This window comes from Halorussus salinisoli, from assembly GCA_005239435.1.
GTDB lineage: Archaea > Halobacteriota > Halobacteria > Halobacteriales > Haladaptataceae > Halorussus > Halorussus salinisoli.
On the sequence record ML241305.1, the window covers coordinates 553,552 to 570,249 of the forward strand.

18 protein-coding genes are annotated in these 16,698 nt (G+C 65.8%); 14 read left to right on the forward strand and 4 right to left on the reverse strand.

Annotated elements, in window-relative coordinates:
* Window positions 1-44: 44 nt before the first annotated feature.
* Window positions 45-560: an HPP family protein gene (locus tag E2484_RS02805; RefSeq protein ID WP_137283701.1), complete on the forward strand. Its 516-nt coding sequence runs from the start codon at window positions 45-47 to the stop codon at window positions 558-560.
* Window positions 561-677: 117 nt separating this feature from the next.
* On the opposite strand, the gene E2484_RS02810 is transcribed toward E2484_RS02805, so the two are convergent.
* Entirely contained in the window at window positions 678-872 is a 195-nt protein-coding gene (locus E2484_RS02810) for a cold-shock protein (protein ID WP_137283702.1), read from the reverse strand.
* A 432-nt stretch (window positions 873-1,304) separates the two neighbouring features.
* Between E2484_RS02810 and E2484_RS02815 the strand changes: the two genes are divergently transcribed.
* From E2484_RS02815 to E2484_RS02825, 3 genes are all read left to right on the forward strand, one after another.
* Complete coding sequence (locus E2484_RS02815; protein WP_137283703.1) at window positions 1,305-2,234, forward strand: sulfide-dependent adenosine diphosphate thiazole synthase; 930 nt, start codon at window positions 1,305-1,307, stop codon at window positions 2,232-2,234.
* Window positions 2,235-2,244: 10 nt separating this feature from the next.
* Window positions 2,245-3,051: a DUF7001 family protein gene (locus tag E2484_RS02820; protein WP_137283704.1), complete on the forward strand. Its 807-nt coding sequence runs from the start codon at window positions 2,245-2,247 to the stop codon at window positions 3,049-3,051.
* An 84-nt stretch (window positions 3,052-3,135) separates the two neighbouring features.
* Entirely contained in the window at window positions 3,136-4,176 is a 1,041-nt protein-coding gene (locus E2484_RS02825) for a hypothetical protein (protein WP_137283705.1), read from the forward strand.
* 589 nt (window positions 4,177-4,765) lie between these two features.
* On the opposite strand, the gene E2484_RS02830 is transcribed toward E2484_RS02825, so the two are convergent.
* The gene (locus tag E2484_RS02830; RefSeq protein ID WP_137283706.1) at window positions 4,766-5,443 is read right to left on the reverse strand and encodes a class I SAM-dependent methyltransferase; all 678 of its coding nucleotides are present in this window, start codon (window positions 5,441-5,443) and stop codon (window positions 4,766-4,768) included.
* 236 nt (window positions 5,444-5,679) lie between these two features.
* Between E2484_RS02830 and E2484_RS02835 the strand changes: the two genes are divergently transcribed.
* Together E2484_RS02835 and E2484_RS02840 are read left to right on the forward strand one after the other, a co-directional pair.
* Window positions 5,680-5,922, forward strand: a complete 243-nt coding sequence (locus tag E2484_RS02835) for a PRC-barrel domain containing protein (RefSeq protein ID WP_137283707.1) — start codon at window positions 5,680-5,682, stop codon at window positions 5,920-5,922.
* A gap of 150 nt (window positions 5,923-6,072) precedes the next feature.
* Complete coding sequence (locus E2484_RS02840) at window positions 6,073-6,321, forward strand: PRC-barrel domain containing protein (RefSeq protein ID WP_137283708.1); 249 nt, start codon at window positions 6,073-6,075, stop codon at window positions 6,319-6,321.
* A 19-nt stretch (window positions 6,322-6,340) separates the two neighbouring features.
* Here the strand turns inward: E2484_RS02840 and E2484_RS02845 are convergent, their stop codons facing one another.
* Window positions 6,341-7,240, reverse strand: coding sequence for a thiamine-phosphate synthase family protein (locus E2484_RS02845; protein ID WP_137283709.1), 900 nt, complete (start codon window positions 7,238-7,240; stop codon window positions 6,341-6,343).
* Window positions 7,237-7,878: a dCTP deaminase gene (dcd, locus tag E2484_RS02850; protein ID WP_137283710.1), complete on the reverse strand. Its 642-nt coding sequence runs from the start codon at window positions 7,876-7,878 to the stop codon at window positions 7,237-7,239. Before dcd ends, E2484_RS02845 begins: the two co-directional genes overlap by 4 nt.
* A gap of 141 nt (window positions 7,879-8,019) precedes the next feature.
* Here dcd and pth2 point away from each other — a divergent pair, with 141 nt between their 5' ends.
* From pth2 to E2484_RS02885, 8 genes are all read left to right on the forward strand, one after another.
* Window positions 8,020-8,358, forward strand: coding sequence for a peptidyl-tRNA hydrolase Pth2 (gene pth2 / locus E2484_RS02855; RefSeq protein WP_137283711.1), 339 nt, complete (start codon window positions 8,020-8,022; stop codon window positions 8,356-8,358).
* Between the two features lie 309 nt (window positions 8,359-8,667).
* The gene (gene truD, locus E2484_RS02860; RefSeq protein WP_137283712.1) at window positions 8,668-10,005 is read left to right on the forward strand and encodes a tRNA pseudouridine(13) synthase TruD; all 1,338 of its coding nucleotides are present in this window, start codon (window positions 8,668-8,670) and stop codon (window positions 10,003-10,005) included.
* Window positions 10,006-10,253: 248 nt separating this feature from the next.
* Complete coding sequence (locus tag E2484_RS02865; protein WP_137283713.1) at window positions 10,254-10,610, forward strand: zinc ribbon domain-containing protein; 357 nt, start codon at window positions 10,254-10,256, stop codon at window positions 10,608-10,610.
* Window positions 10,611-10,707: 97 nt separating this feature from the next.
* Complete coding sequence (locus tag E2484_RS02870) at window positions 10,708-11,439, forward strand: DUF2103 domain-containing protein (RefSeq protein WP_137283714.1); 732 nt, start codon at window positions 10,708-10,710, stop codon at window positions 11,437-11,439.
* 203 nt (window positions 11,440-11,642) lie between these two features.
* Complete coding sequence (locus E2484_RS24685; RefSeq protein WP_170977217.1) at window positions 11,643-11,813, forward strand: hypothetical protein; 171 nt, start codon at window positions 11,643-11,645, stop codon at window positions 11,811-11,813.
* A gap of 293 nt (window positions 11,814-12,106) precedes the next feature.
* Entirely contained in the window at window positions 12,107-16,222 is a 4,116-nt protein-coding gene (locus tag E2484_RS24690) for a hypothetical protein (RefSeq protein ID WP_170977218.1), read from the forward strand.
* 58 nt (window positions 16,223-16,280) lie between these two features.
* On the forward strand, window positions 16,281-16,562 hold the full coding sequence (locus E2484_RS02880) for a 50S ribosomal protein L37ae (RefSeq protein ID WP_137283715.1): 282 nt from the start codon (window positions 16,281-16,283) through the stop codon (window positions 16,560-16,562).
* Entirely contained in the window at window positions 16,559-16,693 is a 135-nt protein-coding gene (locus tag E2484_RS02885) for a DNA-directed RNA polymerase subunit P (RefSeq protein ID WP_135827932.1), read from the forward strand. Before E2484_RS02880 ends, E2484_RS02885 begins: the two co-directional genes overlap by 4 nt.
* Window positions 16,694-16,698 lie beyond the last annotated feature (5 nt).

The window sequence follows — 16,698 nt, forward strand, 5'->3', positions numbered from 1 at the left end:
CGCGATAAGTCAGGCTTTTGCGACGGAGCGACGGAGGAGACGACATGGAACGACGGCGAGTCGGAACGAGCCTGTACGCCGGATTTCTGTTCGCAGTTCTCGGACTCATCGCGTGGGCGAGCGGCCAACCGTTCATCTTCCCGAGTCTCGGTCCCTCGGCGTTCATCCTCGCGTTCGAGCGTCGGGTCGAACGGACCGAGCGGACCGTCATCGGGAGTCACCTCATCGGCGGAGTTGCCGGATTCCTCGCGTACCTGCTGTTTGCGAACGGCGTAGCACTCACGGCCACGCCTCCGGGACTCTCCGTAGACGGACTTCGACTCGCCGCGAGCGGGTTCACCTCGGTCGTCCTGACGAGTTGGGGGATGATAGCGACCGACATGAACCACGCACCGGCGTGCGCGACGACACTCATCGTCTCGCTGGGACTGCTCTCGACGCCAGTGCAGGTCGTGATAATCGTCGTGAGCGTCGTCGTCCTCGTAGAGGTACACGCGGTCGTCCTGTACCTGTTCAAGGCGGTGGTCGGTGACTCGCACCCGGTCTATCGCAATCGGTAACCTCCGAGAAGTAGCGTTCGGCCTCGACCGACGATGAACGAGAGTCTCGACTGTAGGGATTCGATGTGTCCGAAAAATCGCAGTTTTAATGTCGCTCGGTGCGACGTGTTTTCCGACTTAAGCGCGGACGACGTTCGTCGCGCGCGGGCCCTTGGGGGCCTGTTCGATGTCGAATTCGATGTCAGTTCCCTCTTCGAGATCCGGACCGCCGACATCCTCCATGTGGAAGAACACGTCGTCGTCCTCGTCGTCAGTAGAGATGAAACCGTAGCCGCCTGTGTCGTTGAAGAAATCAACAGTTCCGTTTGCCATTGCAACTATAGAGAGGCCGGACGGACGGATAACGCTTCCGAGAGTCGAGGTATCACGGGTCTTGGATTTGAGTAGGGTTATCGGTCGGCGGTGAATCACACTTCGAGAGGATTCTAATTCTTGCTTAGACAATTTATTTTCGTTCCCAGTGTGAAACAGAGTCGAGGGTGACACGAAAGCTAGCTACTACCGTCACAAAGGAGTCCCCGCACAGCACCGTCCCGTACCGCCCGGCACAGCACTGCCCCGCACCTCAACCGCGGGCCTCGAACCCCTTGCGCTTCTCGGTCGCTTCGCTCCCGACGACGCCGCGCCAGCACGCGCCGAGGTGTAGAGATCAGTCAGCGCACTCGGATCGGTCGAAAAACCACCATCTCCCCGAAAACGCGTTCCGCAACCTCTTTCAACCACGCCGTGATACCACTGAGTTGTATGAGCGAGTTCGAGAAATTCAGCGACGTCGGCGAAGCGGACGTGACCCGCGCGATCGGACAGGAGTGGACCGAGGAGTTCATGGACTTCAGCGACTCCGACGTAATCATCGTCGGTGGCGGCCCGTCCGGACTGATGGCCGCGAAGGAACTCTCCGAGCGCGGCGTCAAGACGATGGTCGTCGAGAAGAACAACTACCTCGGCGGGGGGTTCTGGCTCGGCGGTTTCCTGATGAACAAGGTCACGGTGCGGGACCCGGCCCAGCACGTGCTGGACGACCTCGACGTCGACTTCAAGCAGTCCCAGGACAGCGACGGCCTCTACGTCGCCAACGGTCCCCACGCCTGCTCGGCGCTCATCAAGGCCGCCTGCGACGCGGGCGCGAAGATGCAGAACATGACCGAGTTCACCGACATCGTAATCCGGGAGGACCACCGGGTCGGCGGCATCGTGATGAACTGGACTCCGGTCCACGCCCTGCCGCGCGAGATCACCTGCGTGGACCCCATCGCGGTCGAGGCCGACCTGGTCATCGACGCGACGGGCCACGACGCGATGGCCGTCTCGAAACTCGACGAGCGCGGCGTCCTCGACGCTCCCGGCATCGGCGACGCGAAGGAGAGCGCGACGGGCATGGACAAGACCGGCGACGACTCCTACGGCGCGCCCGGCCACGACTCGCCCGGCCACGACTCGATGTGGGTCGGCAAGAGCGAGGACGCCGTGGTCGAACACACCGGTCTCGTCCACGACGGTCTCGTCGCCACCGGCATGGCGACCGCGACGACCTACGGCCTGCCCCGGATGGGTCCGACCTTCGGCGCGATGCTCCTCTCGGGCAAGCGCGCCGCCCAGTGCGCCATCGACGAACTCGGCGTGGACGCCGACCCCGTGGAGATTACCACCCGTGCGGCCTCGGCGGACGACTGACCCGGAAAGCATGGAGACCGTTTCGCTGTACCGCGCGCCGACCACGGAAGCGGACGCCGACGAAATCGCCGATTGGCTCCGCGAGCGCCTCGACCGAGCCGGCGGACGCGAAGTCGAGGTCCGCGACCGGTTTTTGGACGCCCATCGCACCGAGGAACTACCGGAGCAGTTCGCCGACTCGCGCGTCCTCTCACCCTACGAGCGCGAGACCGGCAACACCATGCTCGGCATCGTTCGGTACGAAGAGCGCGTACTGGAGAACCCCGAGCGCGCGGGCGGGGTCCTCTACGACGGCGTGGCGGTCCAGCGCGCGCTGAACGAGGCGATTCCGGAGCCCGAGCGAAGCCTCGACCGCCTCCACGTCGTCCTGCTTGACCGCGCGGTCGGGACGTGGGGCGACCACGACGGTCGGTGGCACAAGCGCGTCAACGTCCTCGGTCAACCCGCAGTCGTCTCGGTGCCGGGTCTCTACGAAGCGCCGGCCAAACCGGAGGCGTACTACGAGGAAAAGCAGAAGCAAGCCATGCTGTCGGGCGACGCACCACCCCGCGAGGTCCTCGAAAACGAGGTCGAAGGCGACTTTCTGGTCGAAGACGACCCCCGGACGACCGAGGCGCTGAAGGGGTACGTGATGCAAGCGGTCCACTGCTGGCGAACCGGCGAGGGGTTTTGCGAGACGGAGGGGTGTCGGCTCTCGAACCCCCACCGGCAACCGGGCGTGATGGAGGCGCAACTGCGAGAACCGGAGTTCTGCGAGGAGCACGCCGAACTGTACGGGCGAGATTCCGCGGGGGCTCACGACGAGAAGACGGGTTAGTACCACCGTAATCGGGGTAGCTAGCCGATACTCCGCTGAACGGACGCCACGATTTTTTCGGCCGATGACGGAAGTAGGACCGAGATGCACACGAACGGAAGAACCGTTTGGGGAGTCGCGTTACTGGTCGTTGTATCTCTCGGAGTCGTCGCCGGTCCGAGCGTCGCCGCGCCCACGGAACCGAGGCAGGCGTCCGACGCCCGACTTCTCGACAGCCAAGCGAACGAGACGAACGAATCCACGCAGTACCCGCCGGGGGTGACCGCAGAGGGCGTCACGAACGTAAGCGCGCTCGTCGCTGCCCATCAGGGAACACTATCCCAGACCGGGTTCGAGTACACGTTCTCCGAGAACATCTCGTACTTTGCATTACCGAACGGCACGTCCTTCGGAAACGAAACGACGGTCGGAACGGAAACCGCCGTCGGGACCGAGACCACCGCAGAAGCCGAGACGGCCGTCGGAACTGAGCCCGTCCCGGAAATCCAGACCACCGTCGGGAACGGAAGTATCGCAGGAAACGGGTCGTTCTGGGACGGCTACTTCTTCAACAACACCACTACGGTGATTACCGAAAACGGCACCGTGGCCCGCGGACTGGCACCGAGTCTGGTCGTCGCTGAGGGGTACGTCGAATACGACGACTACCGAGAGGCGTACCGCGACGAGACGTGGGCGAACGAGACGGTCGTGCTGAGTCGCACCGAGTTCCCGAATCAGTTCCTCCTCTCCCGGACTGACCTCGTAGAGAACGGCGGGGAGAACCCCTTCAACCTCACTCGGAGCGACCTCAACGCCACTCTGACGAAGGCCGACATCGTGAACTACACGCTCCATACTGGTCAGTTCGAGGTCGCAGAGACCGAGCAGACCGAGAACGGATCTCTGTTCACGCTCGAAGCGGACGAGTACGACGGTAGCGACGTTCTCTACGTCGAGCCCGAGAACGTCTCGACGTACGACGCGACTCTCGTGGTGGACGAGAAAGGACGTGTCCATCACCTCTCGTTCGACTTCGAGGGGTCGGACTACGAGCGCGTCTCCCTGCACTACGAGTTCGAGTTAACTCACGTCGGTCCGGTGAACGTGACGCGGCCACCGTGGACCGATCGCCTCCGGCGGTAATCGAGTAGAAGTAAATCGGTTTATTCGGTAGTAGAGACCGCCACGTCCCCGTTCGACCTCTGCTGGCGACTCCTCATCGGGATGGACGTACATCCTTCCGGAACTCGTGGTCACCCGCCGGGTTCGTCGGGAGCGATCGAGACGTTACTCATCCCGAGGAACCGGAGGAGCGGGGACTTGCCGGGTCGGTAGCCCTTTCACTCGGTGAGGTTCCGGATCTCGCCCGGTTGGGGTCGCACGTCGGTACCTATCAGACGCTGAACGCGAGCGAACGACGCCGATTGGTCCACCGAGAGGTCGCCGCACGTTACTCGGAGTAAAACGTCGTCGGTCCTCCGGAAGCGAGCGGTCGGCAGTCGTCGTCGAGAGTCGAGACGTTCCGGTAGCGGCCACGAGAGGGCAGTTCTACGAGCGCGTGCTCTGACAGACCAGTCTGTTCGATAACCCTCCTTTACGCCGGTCGAACACCAAGACGTAACCGGCGACACTGGTCGTCAGTATCTGTCGTTCGGGGCTGGTATCCCCTATCACTACCACCCAACTGGACTCTCCTCGGTAGTAGATTCACGTCGCGTTACTCGGTGCCCCGTTACTCGATTCTCCCGCCAGTCACCCGAACCACGCCGAGCGCGTGTTCGCTGTGGGTCGTCTCGTCGGCGCGCTCCCGGAGCGCACGTCGGGCAGTCTCGACGCGCTCGTCCAGCACCGACCACGGCGCGCGCTCGTAGCCGTCGGTCCCCGTCGGCGACGAGGCGACGACCAGCCCCCGGAACGCCCGATTCACCGGCCAACCGAACCACCGGGTCGTCTGTGCCGCGTCGAGCAGGGCGAGGTGGCCGCCCGGCGCGAGCGCGTCCGCCCACCGATTCACGGCCGCCGCGGGGTCGGCGAGCATCCCCACGACGAAGGTGGCGAGGATGGCGTCGGGGGGTTCGCGGAACTCGACGTCGGTGGCGTCGGCCCGCAGGAGGTGGACGTTCCGCCAGCCCTCGCGTTCGACGCGGTTCCGAGCGCGGGCCAACATCCCGTGGGTGAAGTCCACGCCGATGACCCGGCCCGTCGGTCCCACGCGCTCGCGGAGGTGCTGGAAGTTCGCGCCCGTGCCACACCCCATCTCGACCACGGTGTCGCCGGGGTCGAGCGCCAGCGCGTCGGCCGCCCGCGCGCGGAGGTGCCCGAGGCCGGGCGTCCTGCGCGCGAGAACGTCGTAGAGGTCGGCCCACCGCCCGTAGAACCGCTGTGCCGCCGCCGTCGCGTCGCCTGACATGCCACGTCGTACGACGGCCGGGAACTAAACGGGTGAGGCCGGACCCCCTTCGCGGCAAGCGACAGCGAAACGGTTCTTCGAGCGGGGAGAGGGAAATAAAATCGATCGTTTACACAGTGTTTATGAATTTTAGAGGAACGAGTACCGTTCTTTCCGTAGGACGGCCTCCGCGGTCTCCACCGACGGTTCCACGGCGGCCGCCGACCTGAAGGACCGCGACGTCGTAAGTCACCACCATGACGGTCGCAATCACGGAGGAGGACGTGGACAAGACGGTGGTAGACCGCGACGGAACGGAGATGGGAACCGTGGTCGACGTCCACCACGGCGCGGCCCACGTCAGCGCCGACGACGAAACCGTCGAGGAGATGCAGACCCGCCTCCCGCAGGGCGGTATCGACGAAGACACCTACGCGGTCCACGACGAGAGCATCGCCGAAATCACCGACGACGAAATCGTGCTGGACCTCGGGGAGTAGGCGGTTTTTCGAGGACGTCGTGGTTCGAGTCGGTGGGAAAGCCGACGAGTCACCGTCCCGAAGCGGAGTTCACGAGTTCCACACTCCGGGACGAAATATCACGGTTTTGAAGGCCACAGCGGTCTTCTCCGAGGACCTCGAAGAAGCGGCATGGAGTTCACCCAAGACGACGAGGGTGCGTCAGTGTTCGACGCCGACCGCGAGAAAATCGGCGTGGTCGTCGAAGTCCGGGACGGCGACGCCTACGTCGAACCCGAACCCAGTCTAACCGAGGAACTCAAGGCGAAACTCGACTGGGGGAGCCACGAGGCAGACAGGGACGCCTACGCCCTCGAGTCCGAGTGGATAGACGACATCGAGGACGGCGAAATTCTGCTGAGAAATCGACCGCAGGGGTAGCGAGACTGCCGAAGAACGCTCAAAGCAGACTGCGGGCCATCTCGGCGACTTCCTCGGCGTCGTCGCCGAGCAGGTAGACGATGGGTTCGACGCCGTAGCCGCCGGTGTGATAGAGGACCGTCGCGTCGGGAGTCTCGCGGAGCGCCGCACCGACGACGGCGTCCAGGTCGTCGTACTCGGCGTCGAACTCCGCGGACTCGTAGCCGGCGTCTTCGAGCGCGGCCACGAGGTCCGGGTCGTAGCGGATGTTGAGCGCGGCGCGGGCGTCGCTTCCGTTCCGGCGCGCCGCGAGCAGCAGCGACGCGACGTGTTCGCTCACGCCGAACTCGGGGTCGGAGGGGATGGTCGCCTGCCCCTTCACGTCGAAGATGCGGCCGGGCACGCCGGCCACGTCGTCGATGCCGTCGGCGTCGGGCGTACACTCACAGAGGTTCGAACCAACCGCGGGGATGAGCGAGGCGAACCCGCTGGCGCTCTCGACGATGGTCAGGCCCCGGCGGAGCGACGACCGGACTCGCTCGGTCGTCCGGAGGTCGCCCTCGGGGTCGTGGACGTTGAAGTCGCCGCCGTGGCCCGCGAGTTCGGGCATCTCCAACTCGTGAATCTCGGCGACGAGGTCGCGGTCTTCGAGTCGCCGAATCAGGATCTCGATTTCCACGAGAGCTTCGACCCTGCTCATCGTCCCCTCGGCCAACCCCTCGCCGAGTCGGGCGACGAGGTTCAGGACGCGCTCGTCGTCGAGGAAGCGGTCGTTGCGGTCTACCTCGCCGTTGGCGTACTTCGACACCGCGCTCTGGCTGATGCCCAGCAGGTCGGCGACCTCGCTCTGGGTCAGTCCCCGGTCGCGCAGGTCCTCGGCCAGCATCGACCGAACCGTCGGGAGGAACTCCTCCACGACGATCTCCTCGGCGAACCTCATCTGTCGTCGCCCTCTGCAGACCGCGTTCGGTCGCTCGTCTCGGTCGCGGTCTTCTGGTCGCCGCCGAACTCCTCGTCGCCGCCGATTTTCGAGGCCTGCGGGCCGGACTGATCCTGATACTTCGACCCGCGTTCGGCCCCGTACGGTCGGTCGGACGGACTCTTGAGTTCGGTGAAGATGAGCTGAGAGATGCGCGTGCCCGGTTTGAGCGCCACCGGAGCGGTGCCCAGATTCGAGAGTTCGAGGGTGATTTGGCCGCAATAGCCGGGGTCCACGACGCCCGCTGTCGCGTGGATGACGACCGCGAGTCGCCCGAACGACGACCGACCCTCGACGTGGGCCAGCAGGTCCGGCGGAATCTCGACGCGCTCTCTGGTCGTCCCGAGTACGAAGTCGCCGGGGTGGAGGATGAACTCGTCGCCCTCGTCCACGTAGGTCTCGGTGACGTACTCCGAGACCTCCTGCTCGCTGTCCGGATGGATGCAGGGGATGTTGGTGCGCTGGAACTCCAGAAACTCCCGACCGAGACGGAGGTCCACGCTCGCGGGCTGAATCTGGAGGTCGGGGTCGTCCAGCGGTTCGACCACGAGGTCGCCGGCCTCCATCCGGTCGAGGATGTCGGCGTCGGAGAGTATCATGTGCGTAGAACTGACGGGAGGGAGGTAAAACGTGGCGGTCCGATTCTGGCGGGACCCGACTCGGCCGACCGACGAGGAGACTCCGAGCGCGCGACGTCGAGCATCATCAAGTCTATACCCGACGCGCCCGGATTTCGAGCCATGAAGCAGACCATCGTCGCCCGGGCCGACCTCGGCATGGGCGAAGGAAAACTCGCCGCGCAGGTCGCCCACGCCTCGCTGTCGGCCTACGAGGACACCGGTACGAAGGCCCGGAAACGCTGGAAGGGCGGAGGCCAGAAGAAAGTCGTCGTGCAGGCAAACGGCGAGAGCGAACTCTTCGAACTCGCCGAGAAGGCCCGCGCCGAGGGGATTCCCCACGCCATCGTCCGCGACGCGGGCCACACCCAACTCGACCCGGGCACGGTGACGGCGCTGGCGGTCGGCCCGGCCGACGACGACCTCGTCGACAAGGTGACGGGCCATCTGTCGCTGTACTGATTTCTGTCCGAGGGCGCTCGAGGACCCTAACCACTAGTAGGGCGCTGGTCGAACAATCCACCGTGGGTAGGATAAAGGGGCCGCCCGCTCGCGTTCAGTTTAGTCGCCTCAGCGCGGCCAGTATTTCGTGCGCGCAGTTCTGCGCGCACGAAATATCCCGCTGAGCGACCGCGAGCGGGCGGGGCTTTCTAAGCGTTCGTCTCGGTGGTTGCGGTCGTGGCTTCGCTGACTGGAGCATCATTTACAGTTCCAACTCCCGTCCATCGCAGGAAGTCAGATACAAGCGCCCCGGCCACCAAGCACGGTCGAATGCGCGAGGCGTACCCAGTCGAGCAGGCGGTCGGCATCGCACACTTCGTCAGCGACAGCGACGGTACCGGCGGCCAACTCCGGGCGTCGCCCGAGGACTTCCGGGTTCGAGAGGTCGAGCGATTCGAGGCCGAACCCGCGGACGCCGACCCCGGAGCGTACCCCCACCTCGTGGTCCGAGCGACCCTCCGGGAGTGGGACACCAACGACTTCGCCAAGCGACTCTCGGACGCGCTGGGAATCAGCCGCGAGCGCGTCTCGTGGGCCGGAACCAAGGACAAGTACGCCGTCACGACCCAACTGTTCACCCTCCGGAAGGTGGACCAGTCGGACCTCGCGGACGTGTCGATCTACGACGCCGACGTCGAGGTGCTGGGCCGGGCCGGGCGCGGACTGACGTTCGGCGACCTCGCGGGCAACGAGTTCGAAATCGTGGTCAGCGAGGCCGAGCACCCCGAGAACGCCGAGCGGGTGCGCGACGAACTCCTCGACTGGGCGGGGACTCCCCTCGGCGTCCCGAACTTCTTCGGCCAGCAGCGATTCGGCAGTCGGCGGCCGGTCACCCACGAGGTCGGACTCCACGTCGTCCGCGGCGAGTGGGAGGAGGCCGTCCGGGCCTACGTCGCCAACCCCTACGACACCGAACCCGAGGGGAGCCAGCAGGCCCGCCGCGAAGTCGCCGACGCCTTCGAGGAACGCGACTGGCAGGCCGCACTCGACGCCACGCCCAAGCGACTCGGGTTCGAGCGTGCGATGTGCAACGCGCTGGTCGAGTCGGGCGGCGACGGCCCGGAGGACTTCCGGGCCGCCCTCGAAGCCGTCCCGTCGAACCTCCAGCGCCTGTTCGTCAACGCCGCCCAGTCGTACGCCTTCAACCGCATGTTGAGCGAGCGACTGGAGCGAGGCCTCCCCTTCGACCGCCCCGTCGCGGGCGACGTGGCCTGCTTCGCCGACTCGGTGGACTCCGTGACCCTGCCGGACCCCGACCGCGAACAGCGAGTCACGGAGCGCCGGGTCGAGACGGTCGCGCGCCACTGCGAGCGCGGCCGGGCGTTCGTGACCGCGCCGCTGGTCGGGACCGAGACGGAACTCGCCGAGGGCGAGCAGGGAGACGTCGAGAGCGAGGTACTGGACGATTTGGACCTCGAACCGGCCGACTTCGACCTGCCGGGCGAGTTCCACTCGACCGGCACGCGCCGGGCGATTTTAGTTCGGACAGACCTCGAAATCGAGCGCGAGGGCGACGAGTCGGTGGCCTTCGACTTCTCGCTCCCGAAAGGCTCGTACGCGACGGTGGTCCTGCGGGAGTTCCTGAAGACCGACCCCGCGAACGAGTGAGTTTGTAGCGGTCGAGGTAACTCCGAGAGAAGACGGTCATCGGCGAGAAGTCGGTTACTCGGCGGTTCGGCCGGTGGCAGAGGCCGTCGGTTCGAGCAGTAGCAAAATGGTCTACCCCCAACCGAGACATGAATACAGTTCCCTAGGAAACGGAATTCGTTGTCAGGGAATCGTATTTAGTCCTGAGCTGGTCACGGCGGGAGCCTCAAATCATATCCGCCGCGACGGCGTACCCCGTTCCGACCACGATGAGTTACGCCAACAGAACCGAACGCCTCCAGCGCCAGATAGACGACGCCATCGCCGACGGGTGGCGAATCGAGTCCGAGACGCCCGAGCGAGTCGTCCTCGTCAAGCGCAACTTCGGGAGCCTCGGCGTCCACCTGATAATCGCGCTCCTGACGGGATGGTGGTCGTTCGGCGTCATCAACCTCGTCTACGGCGCGTACAAGTACCTGAACGACTCCCAGCGTCGGGTCCTGCGCGAAGGGGAGGCCTGCCCCGAGTGCGGCGCGTCGGTCTCGCCGAGTGCGACCTACTGCCAGAACTGCGGCACCGAACTTCCCGGAACGACGGTCGAAACCGAAACCACGAGCGCGAGTTGACCACCGCCGAATCGACCACAGCCGGACCGGCGCGGCGGGCGAATTGCCGCCGGACCAAAGCGCGGGACCTAAATCCGCCCCCGAGTTAGAACCGGCCATGGACTGTCGGCAGTGTGCGTCCCCGCTCGAACGACCGGGCGACTACTGTCTGGTCTGTCGGACGCCCAACGCCGACGCCGTGGTGTTGGAACTCGACCGCGACCGAGCGACCCTGACGATGCTCGACGACGAGGAAGTTCTCGGCGAGACCCACGTGACGACCACGCCCGAGGACGGCGGCGAGGAGGGCGTGGTCGAACTCCGGAACTTCGCGGGCCGGGTCGCCGACGAGGTGCGTCGCAAGCGCCCCGAGGAGGTGTACGCCGCGGGCGACCGCGACGTGCTTCGAGCGACCCGCGACCAGCTCCACTACTCGTTCTATCGAATCGGTGACGGCGCGGACGGCGACGGTCCCGTCGAGGCCGTCCTCGCGCGCCGAGACGACCGCGCCCTGGAGGTCGTCGAGGCCGCGCCCGCCGAGAAGTTGGGTGGGAGTCACTCGACGCTCATCGGCAACCGGGCGGGCCGGACGGCCATCCAGACCGTCGCGGGCCACCCGCACGTCAAGAAGATCATTCCCGGCCCTATCGACGCGGGCGGGTCCGGAAGCAGGACCGGCGTCCGGGCGAAGGCGACCCGCGCCGACGAGAACGGCAACGTCCGACTGCTCCTCCGTGACGGGTCCAGCGTTCAGGAGAACCGAGTCGTCACGACCGCGATGGACCGCGAACGCGGCGAGCAGGTCCGGGCCGACCTCAACGACGCGCTGGCCGAGACCGACCTCCAGTAGCGTTACGCGGGCGTGCCGCCAGTCGCGTTACGCCGGAACGTCATCAGTCGCGTTACGCCGGGGTTACTCGCCGAAATCGGTCGGTAGTCTTCGTTACGTACCGCGTAGTTTTGGGTCTCGGACCGAACTTTCGAGAGGGACGAATTGGACGGCCGACGGGAGCCCCAAGCTTCTTTGGGCATCTAATTATATCTAATTACGCAATGGTCAGCCACTACGACGCGGTACTCGCGCTGATACCGCTACTCTCCGGGGGAGGGTATCTGGTCGGCCAACTGACGGGGTTGCCGGGGGCAGTCGCGGGTCTCGTGGCCTCGCTCGCGGTCATCGGTCACGAACTCTTCAATCCGCCGTTCCGTGACGGCGAGGAGTGAGGAGAGGTTCGAGCAGAAGTTCGGCCGCGGTTTTCCGTATCGACTGGCTTCCATCGGGACTTCGAGACCATCGTGAGACGGTGGGACTCTCGGACCCGATACGACGACCGGTCGTCACGGACTCCGAGACAGAGGGGGACCGCGACGAAACTGGCTGGTAGTCGTCGTTACGACCGTAGCGAGACCGCTCCGGCCAGTGACTGGTCAGCGAAAGGGCGAAATTCCCGGCGAAAACGGTTCCGAATCGTCTCGCTCACTTTTGACACCGTGTATCGTGTCAGGTATCCACATTCATGGACTCGGAGAGAAGACCGTCAAGGCGGACGAGGACTCGGACTGCGCTCGCACTCGTGGCGTGTCTGGTGGTCGGGACCGCCGCGCCCGCATTCGCGTTCCCCGGTGGGGACGTCCCCGATACCGGAGACTCAGCAGGAACTGTCGAAGACGCCGCAGTAGTCGAGCGCGCGCAAGCAACTGCGAGCGAGTCGATGATAACTCTCGACGCCGGGTCGTTGTCGAGCATCCGGACGCTTCCCGCGATGATAGACGCCGGAGAGAGGGACGCCGGAGAGAAAGGGCCCGGAGCGAGAGACGCCGGAGCGAAACACGCAGAGACGAAGGAGGCGGTAATCGCCACGGACGTGCCAACCGTCACCTTCGGCCCGGCGGCCCAGGAACTGCCCGACGAGAAGCGAGAAGCGATTCGGCGCGGACTCCGGGAGGCGGCCGCACTCGCCCAACAGCAGGGGGCCGACGTGAGCCAAGCGCAGGTCGCGGCCGCCAGGGAAGGCGCGGTTTCGGGCGTCACGCAGAACCAGGAGGCCTCCGTCGAGCAGATACAGGCGGCCGTCAAGGGGTCGGCGCTGGGCGCGCTGATACAGAGTCAGGCGGCGGACGTAGACCAGCGACAGATTTCGGCCGGCGTCGCAGGTTCCTGTAAGGGAGCCCTGAATCAGCGACAGGAGGCCACCGTCGAGCAGTTGCAGTCGGCGGGATACGGCGCGAGTCACGGCGCAGTCGCCCAGAAACAGAAGGCCGACGTGACCCAGATACAGAAGGCTGCAGAGGGCGCTGCGGCCGGTGCAGTCGAGGGCGCCAAGAAGAAGCGAATCGACCACCCCGCGAAGATACGAGAGGCCGCACAGGGAGGGTCGTACGGGTCGCTCGACGAGGGGAAGTCCGGCAACCAACAGAAGAAGAAGTACGCCGCGCTCGGGGCCGCCAAGGGCGCGATAGAGCAGAGTCAGGTGGCCAACGTCAAGCAGGTACAGGTCGCGGCGCTGGGCGGGAGTGCTGGCGCGATAGAGCAGAGCCAGAAAGCCACCGTCAAGCAGGTGCAGGCCGCCGGATACGGGGCCGCGAAGGGCGCGGTGTCCCAGAGTCAGACGGCCAACGTCGACCAACAGCAAATCGCCGCGCAAGCCGCCGCGAAAGGTGCGATTTCCCAGTCGCAAGTGGCGAACGTCGAGCAGATCCAGTACGCCGCGCAGGGTGCCTGCAAGGGCGCACTCACGTACTGTCCCGTCTGCGTCGGGACGACGATACAGATCAGCACCGTCAACATCGTCCAGATCCAGATAGCCGTCCAGCAGACGGCGGCCGTCACCGCGAAGGAGGCCGCGCGCAAGGGAACGACGAATCCCCACCGGATTCTCGAACAGGGTTACTACGGCGCGCAGAAGCGCGTCGCCGTCCTCGACCCCGAGAACGAGGCGTACAGAGACGACGACGCCGACGGCGACGGACTGCTCGGCGCTCAGGAAGAGCAACTCGGCACCGACCCGGACGACGCCGACTCCGACGACGACGGACTGAGCGACAGCGACGAGGTGTTCGTCTACGACACCGACCCGACGAGCGCGGACACCGACGACGACGGTCTGCGGGACGGCCCGGAAGTCGACTCTTGGGACACCGACCCGACGAACTCCGACACCGACGGCGACGCCGTTCCCGACGGTGAGGAGGTCGACCAGGGGTCGGACCCGCTCGACGCCAACGACCCCGAGGATACCGACGCCGACGACGACGGACTGACCGACGACGAGGAGCAGGACCTCGGCACCGACCCGAACGACCCCGATTCGGACGACGACGGGCTACAGGACGGTGCGGAAGCCGACGAACTCGGCACCGACCCGACCGAACCCGACACCGACGACGACGGCCTGAACGACTCCGAGGAGGTGGACCGGTACAACACCGACCCGACGAGTCCCGACACCGACGACGACGGCGTTCCCGACGGAGAGGAGGTCGCACAGGGGTCGGATCCGCTCGACGCCAGCGACCCCGAGTCGGCCGACTCCGATGGCGACGGACTCGCCGACACGGAGGAAGAGGAACTCGGTACCGACCCGACCAACCCCGACACCGACGGCGACGGACTGGACGACTTCACCGAATTCGACACCTACGGGACCGACCCGACGAGTCCCGACACCGACGGCGATGGCATCCCCGACGGGGAGGAGGTCGCGCAAGGGTCGGACCCGCTCGACGCCAACGACCCCGAGGAGACCGACACCGACGACGACGGACTCGCCGACGACGAGGAGCAGGACCTCGGCACCGACCCGAACGACCCCGATTCGGACGACGACGGATTCTTCGACGGCGAGGAAATCGCGCAGGGGTCGGACCCGCTCGACCCCGACGACCCCGGTCTCGCGGCCGTCCAACAGGTGACGACGACCACGACTGCCACTCCAACCGAGACCACAGAGACGACTACGACGCCTACCGAAACGACCACTACTACCACTCCTACTGAAACGACCACCGCCACTACCGAAACGACTACCACGACTACCGAAACGACTACGACGCCGACCACCACCGAAACGACCACGACCACCACAGTTGCCGACGGTGAAGCCGATTCCGACGGCGACGGACTCTCGGACGTCCGCGAACAGCAACTCGGCACCGACCCGAACGAACCGGACACCGACGGTGACGGTCTCTCCGACGGATTCGAGGTCGACGAGATTACCGAGTTCGGACTGGACCCGACCGACCCGACCGACGCCGACACCGACGGAGACGGACTCTCCGACGGGCAGGAACTCCTCGAAGAACCCCTGAGCGACCCGACCAATCCAGATAGTGACGACGACGGCGCCGCGGACGGCGAGGAGGTCGAAGCCGGAACCGACCCGCTCGACCCCCAGAGTACGCCGGAAGACGGGCGAGTAGAGACGACACCGGAGGACGGCGAGACCACGACGGCCGACGGCGACCGACGGGTCGACTCCGACGGCGAGGCCGATTCCGACGGCGACGGTCTCTCGGACGCCCGCGAACAGCAACTCGGCACCGACCCGAACAATCCGGACACCGACGGCGATGGCCTCTCGGACTTCACCGAAGTCGGGGAGTTGCCCGAGTTGGGTCTCGACCCGACCGACCCGCTGAATCCCGACACGGACGACGACGGTCGCTCCGACGGGCAGGAACTCCTCGAAGAACCTCTGAGCGACCCGGCTAACCCGGACTCGGACGGCGACGGGTTCACCGACGGTGACGAGGTCGAGGCCGGAACCGACCCGCTCGACCCCCAGAGTACCCCAGTCGGCGACCGAGTGGGGGCGACGACTGTCGATACGACGACGGCCACCGACACGACCACCGCAACTGCCGATACGACGACCACGACTGCCGATACGACGACCACCGGCACGACAACCACACCTGCCGAAACTACCACGACGACGACCACGGGCACGACCACGATCACGACTGCGGACGCGACGACGGACTCGGACGGCGACGGTCTCTCGGACGCCCGCGAGCGGGAACTCGGTACCGACCCGACCGAACCCGACACCGACGGCGACGGTCTCTCCGATGGCGAGGAAGTGGATGCGGTCGGGACCGACCCGCTGAATCCCGACACCGACGACGACGGCGTGACCGACGGACAGGAGGCAGTCGAGTTCGGGACCGACCCGACCGACGCCGACACGGACGACGACGGTCTCACCGACGGGGGCGAAATCCTGAACGCGGGCACCGACCCGCTGAATCCCGACACCGACGGAGACGGTCTCTCCGACGGTGAGGAGGTCGTCGAGTTCGAAACGAACCCGTTCGAAATCGACACCGACGGCGACGGTCTCGGTGACGGCGAGGAGGTCGAGGACGTGGAGACCGACCCGCTGAATTCCGACACCGACGGCGACGGGGTCCCCGACGGCCAAGAGCTTCAGCTGTCGATAGACCCGCTGAACCCCGATAGCGACGGCGACGGACTCACCGACGGGCAGGAACTCCAGCAGGGGACCGACCCGGCCAACCCCGACACCGACGGCGACGGATTCGGAGACGGCGAGGACCCCGCGCCGCTGGACCCGAGCGTCCCCGGCGGAAACGAGGGAGGTGAGACGACGACGGTGACGAACGGCTGACCGCGAGTGACCCGAACTCAAAGGCTTTATCAGCGACCCCGAGTAAATTCGCAGTACTATGGCCGAGAACACCAAGAGTCGAACCGGCAGTGCCGGTCGATTCGGAGCGCGATACGGGCGCGTGGCCCGCAAGCGCGTCGCCGACATCGAGCGAGACATGAACTCCGACCACGCGTGTCCCGAGTGCGGGACCGACGACGTGAGCCGGCAGGGTACCGGCATCTGGCAGTGCAGTAACTGTGGCTACAAGTACGCTGGCGGCACCTACCGCCCCGAGACGCCCGCGGGTCGCACGGTCAAACGCTCCATCCGCGCCGCCCTCGGCGAAGACGAAGAATGAGCTACAAGTGTTCGCGGTGTAAGCGCGACGTGGAACTCGACGAGTACGGCGGCGTTCGGTGCCCGTACTGCGGTCATCGCGTCCTCCTGAAGGAGCGAAGCCGCGACGTGAAGGAAGTCGGTGTGCGGTAACTCGA

What these genes read in the sequence shown, in the direction of transcription:
- E2484_RS02810 (WP_137283702.1), bottom strand. Translation starts at nt 872, where the DNA reads ATGGCAAACGGAACTGTTGATTTCTTCAACGACACAGGCGGCTACGGT.
- E2484_RS02830 (WP_137283706.1), bottom strand. Translation starts at nt 5,443, where the DNA reads ATGTCAGGCGACGCGACGGCGGCGGCACAGCGGTTCTACGGGCGGTGG.
- pth2 (WP_137283711.1), top strand. Translation starts at nt 8,020, where the DNA reads ATGAAGCAGACCATCGTCGCCCGGGCCGACCTCGGCATGGGCGAAGGA.
- E2484_RS02870 (WP_137283714.1), top strand. Translation starts at nt 10,708, where the DNA reads ATGGACTGTCGGCAGTGTGCGTCCCCGCTCGAACGACCGGGCGACTAC.
- E2484_RS02880 (WP_137283715.1), top strand. Translation starts at nt 16,281, where the DNA reads ATGGCCGAGAACACCAAGAGTCGAACCGGCAGTGCCGGTCGATTCGGA.
- E2484_RS02865 (WP_137283713.1), top strand. Translation starts at nt 10,254, where the DNA reads ATGAGTTACGCCAACAGAACCGAACGCCTCCAGCGCCAGATAGACGAC.
- E2484_RS02845 (WP_137283709.1), bottom strand. Translation starts at nt 7,240, where the DNA reads ATGAGGTTCGCCGAGGAGATCGTCGTGGAGGAGTTCCTCCCGACGGTT.
- truD (WP_137283712.1), top strand. Translation starts at nt 8,668, where the DNA reads ATGCGCGAGGCGTACCCAGTCGAGCAGGCGGTCGGCATCGCACACTTC.
- E2484_RS02840 (WP_137283708.1), top strand. Translation starts at nt 6,073, where the DNA reads ATGGAGTTCACCCAAGACGACGAGGGTGCGTCAGTGTTCGACGCCGAC.
- E2484_RS24685 (WP_170977217.1), top strand. Translation starts at nt 11,643, where the DNA reads ATGGTCAGCCACTACGACGCGGTACTCGCGCTGATACCGCTACTCTCC.
- E2484_RS02820 (WP_137283704.1), top strand. Translation starts at nt 2,245, where the DNA reads ATGGAGACCGTTTCGCTGTACCGCGCGCCGACCACGGAAGCGGACGCC.
- E2484_RS02885 (WP_135827932.1), top strand. Translation starts at nt 16,559, where the DNA reads ATGAGCTACAAGTGTTCGCGGTGTAAGCGCGACGTGGAACTCGACGAG.
- E2484_RS02835 (WP_137283707.1), top strand. Translation starts at nt 5,680, where the DNA reads ATGACGGTCGCAATCACGGAGGAGGACGTGGACAAGACGGTGGTAGAC.
- E2484_RS02805 (WP_137283701.1), top strand. Translation starts at nt 45, where the DNA reads ATGGAACGACGGCGAGTCGGAACGAGCCTGTACGCCGGATTTCTGTTC.
- E2484_RS24690 (WP_170977218.1), top strand. Translation starts at nt 12,107, where the DNA reads ATGGACTCGGAGAGAAGACCGTCAAGGCGGACGAGGACTCGGACTGCG.
- E2484_RS02825 (WP_137283705.1), top strand. Translation starts at nt 3,136, where the DNA reads ATGCACACGAACGGAAGAACCGTTTGGGGAGTCGCGTTACTGGTCGTT.
- dcd (WP_137283710.1), bottom strand. Translation starts at nt 7,878, where the DNA reads ATGATACTCTCCGACGCCGACATCCTCGACCGGATGGAGGCCGGCGAC.
- E2484_RS02815 (WP_137283703.1), top strand. Translation starts at nt 1,305, where the DNA reads ATGAGCGAGTTCGAGAAATTCAGCGACGTCGGCGAAGCGGACGTGACC.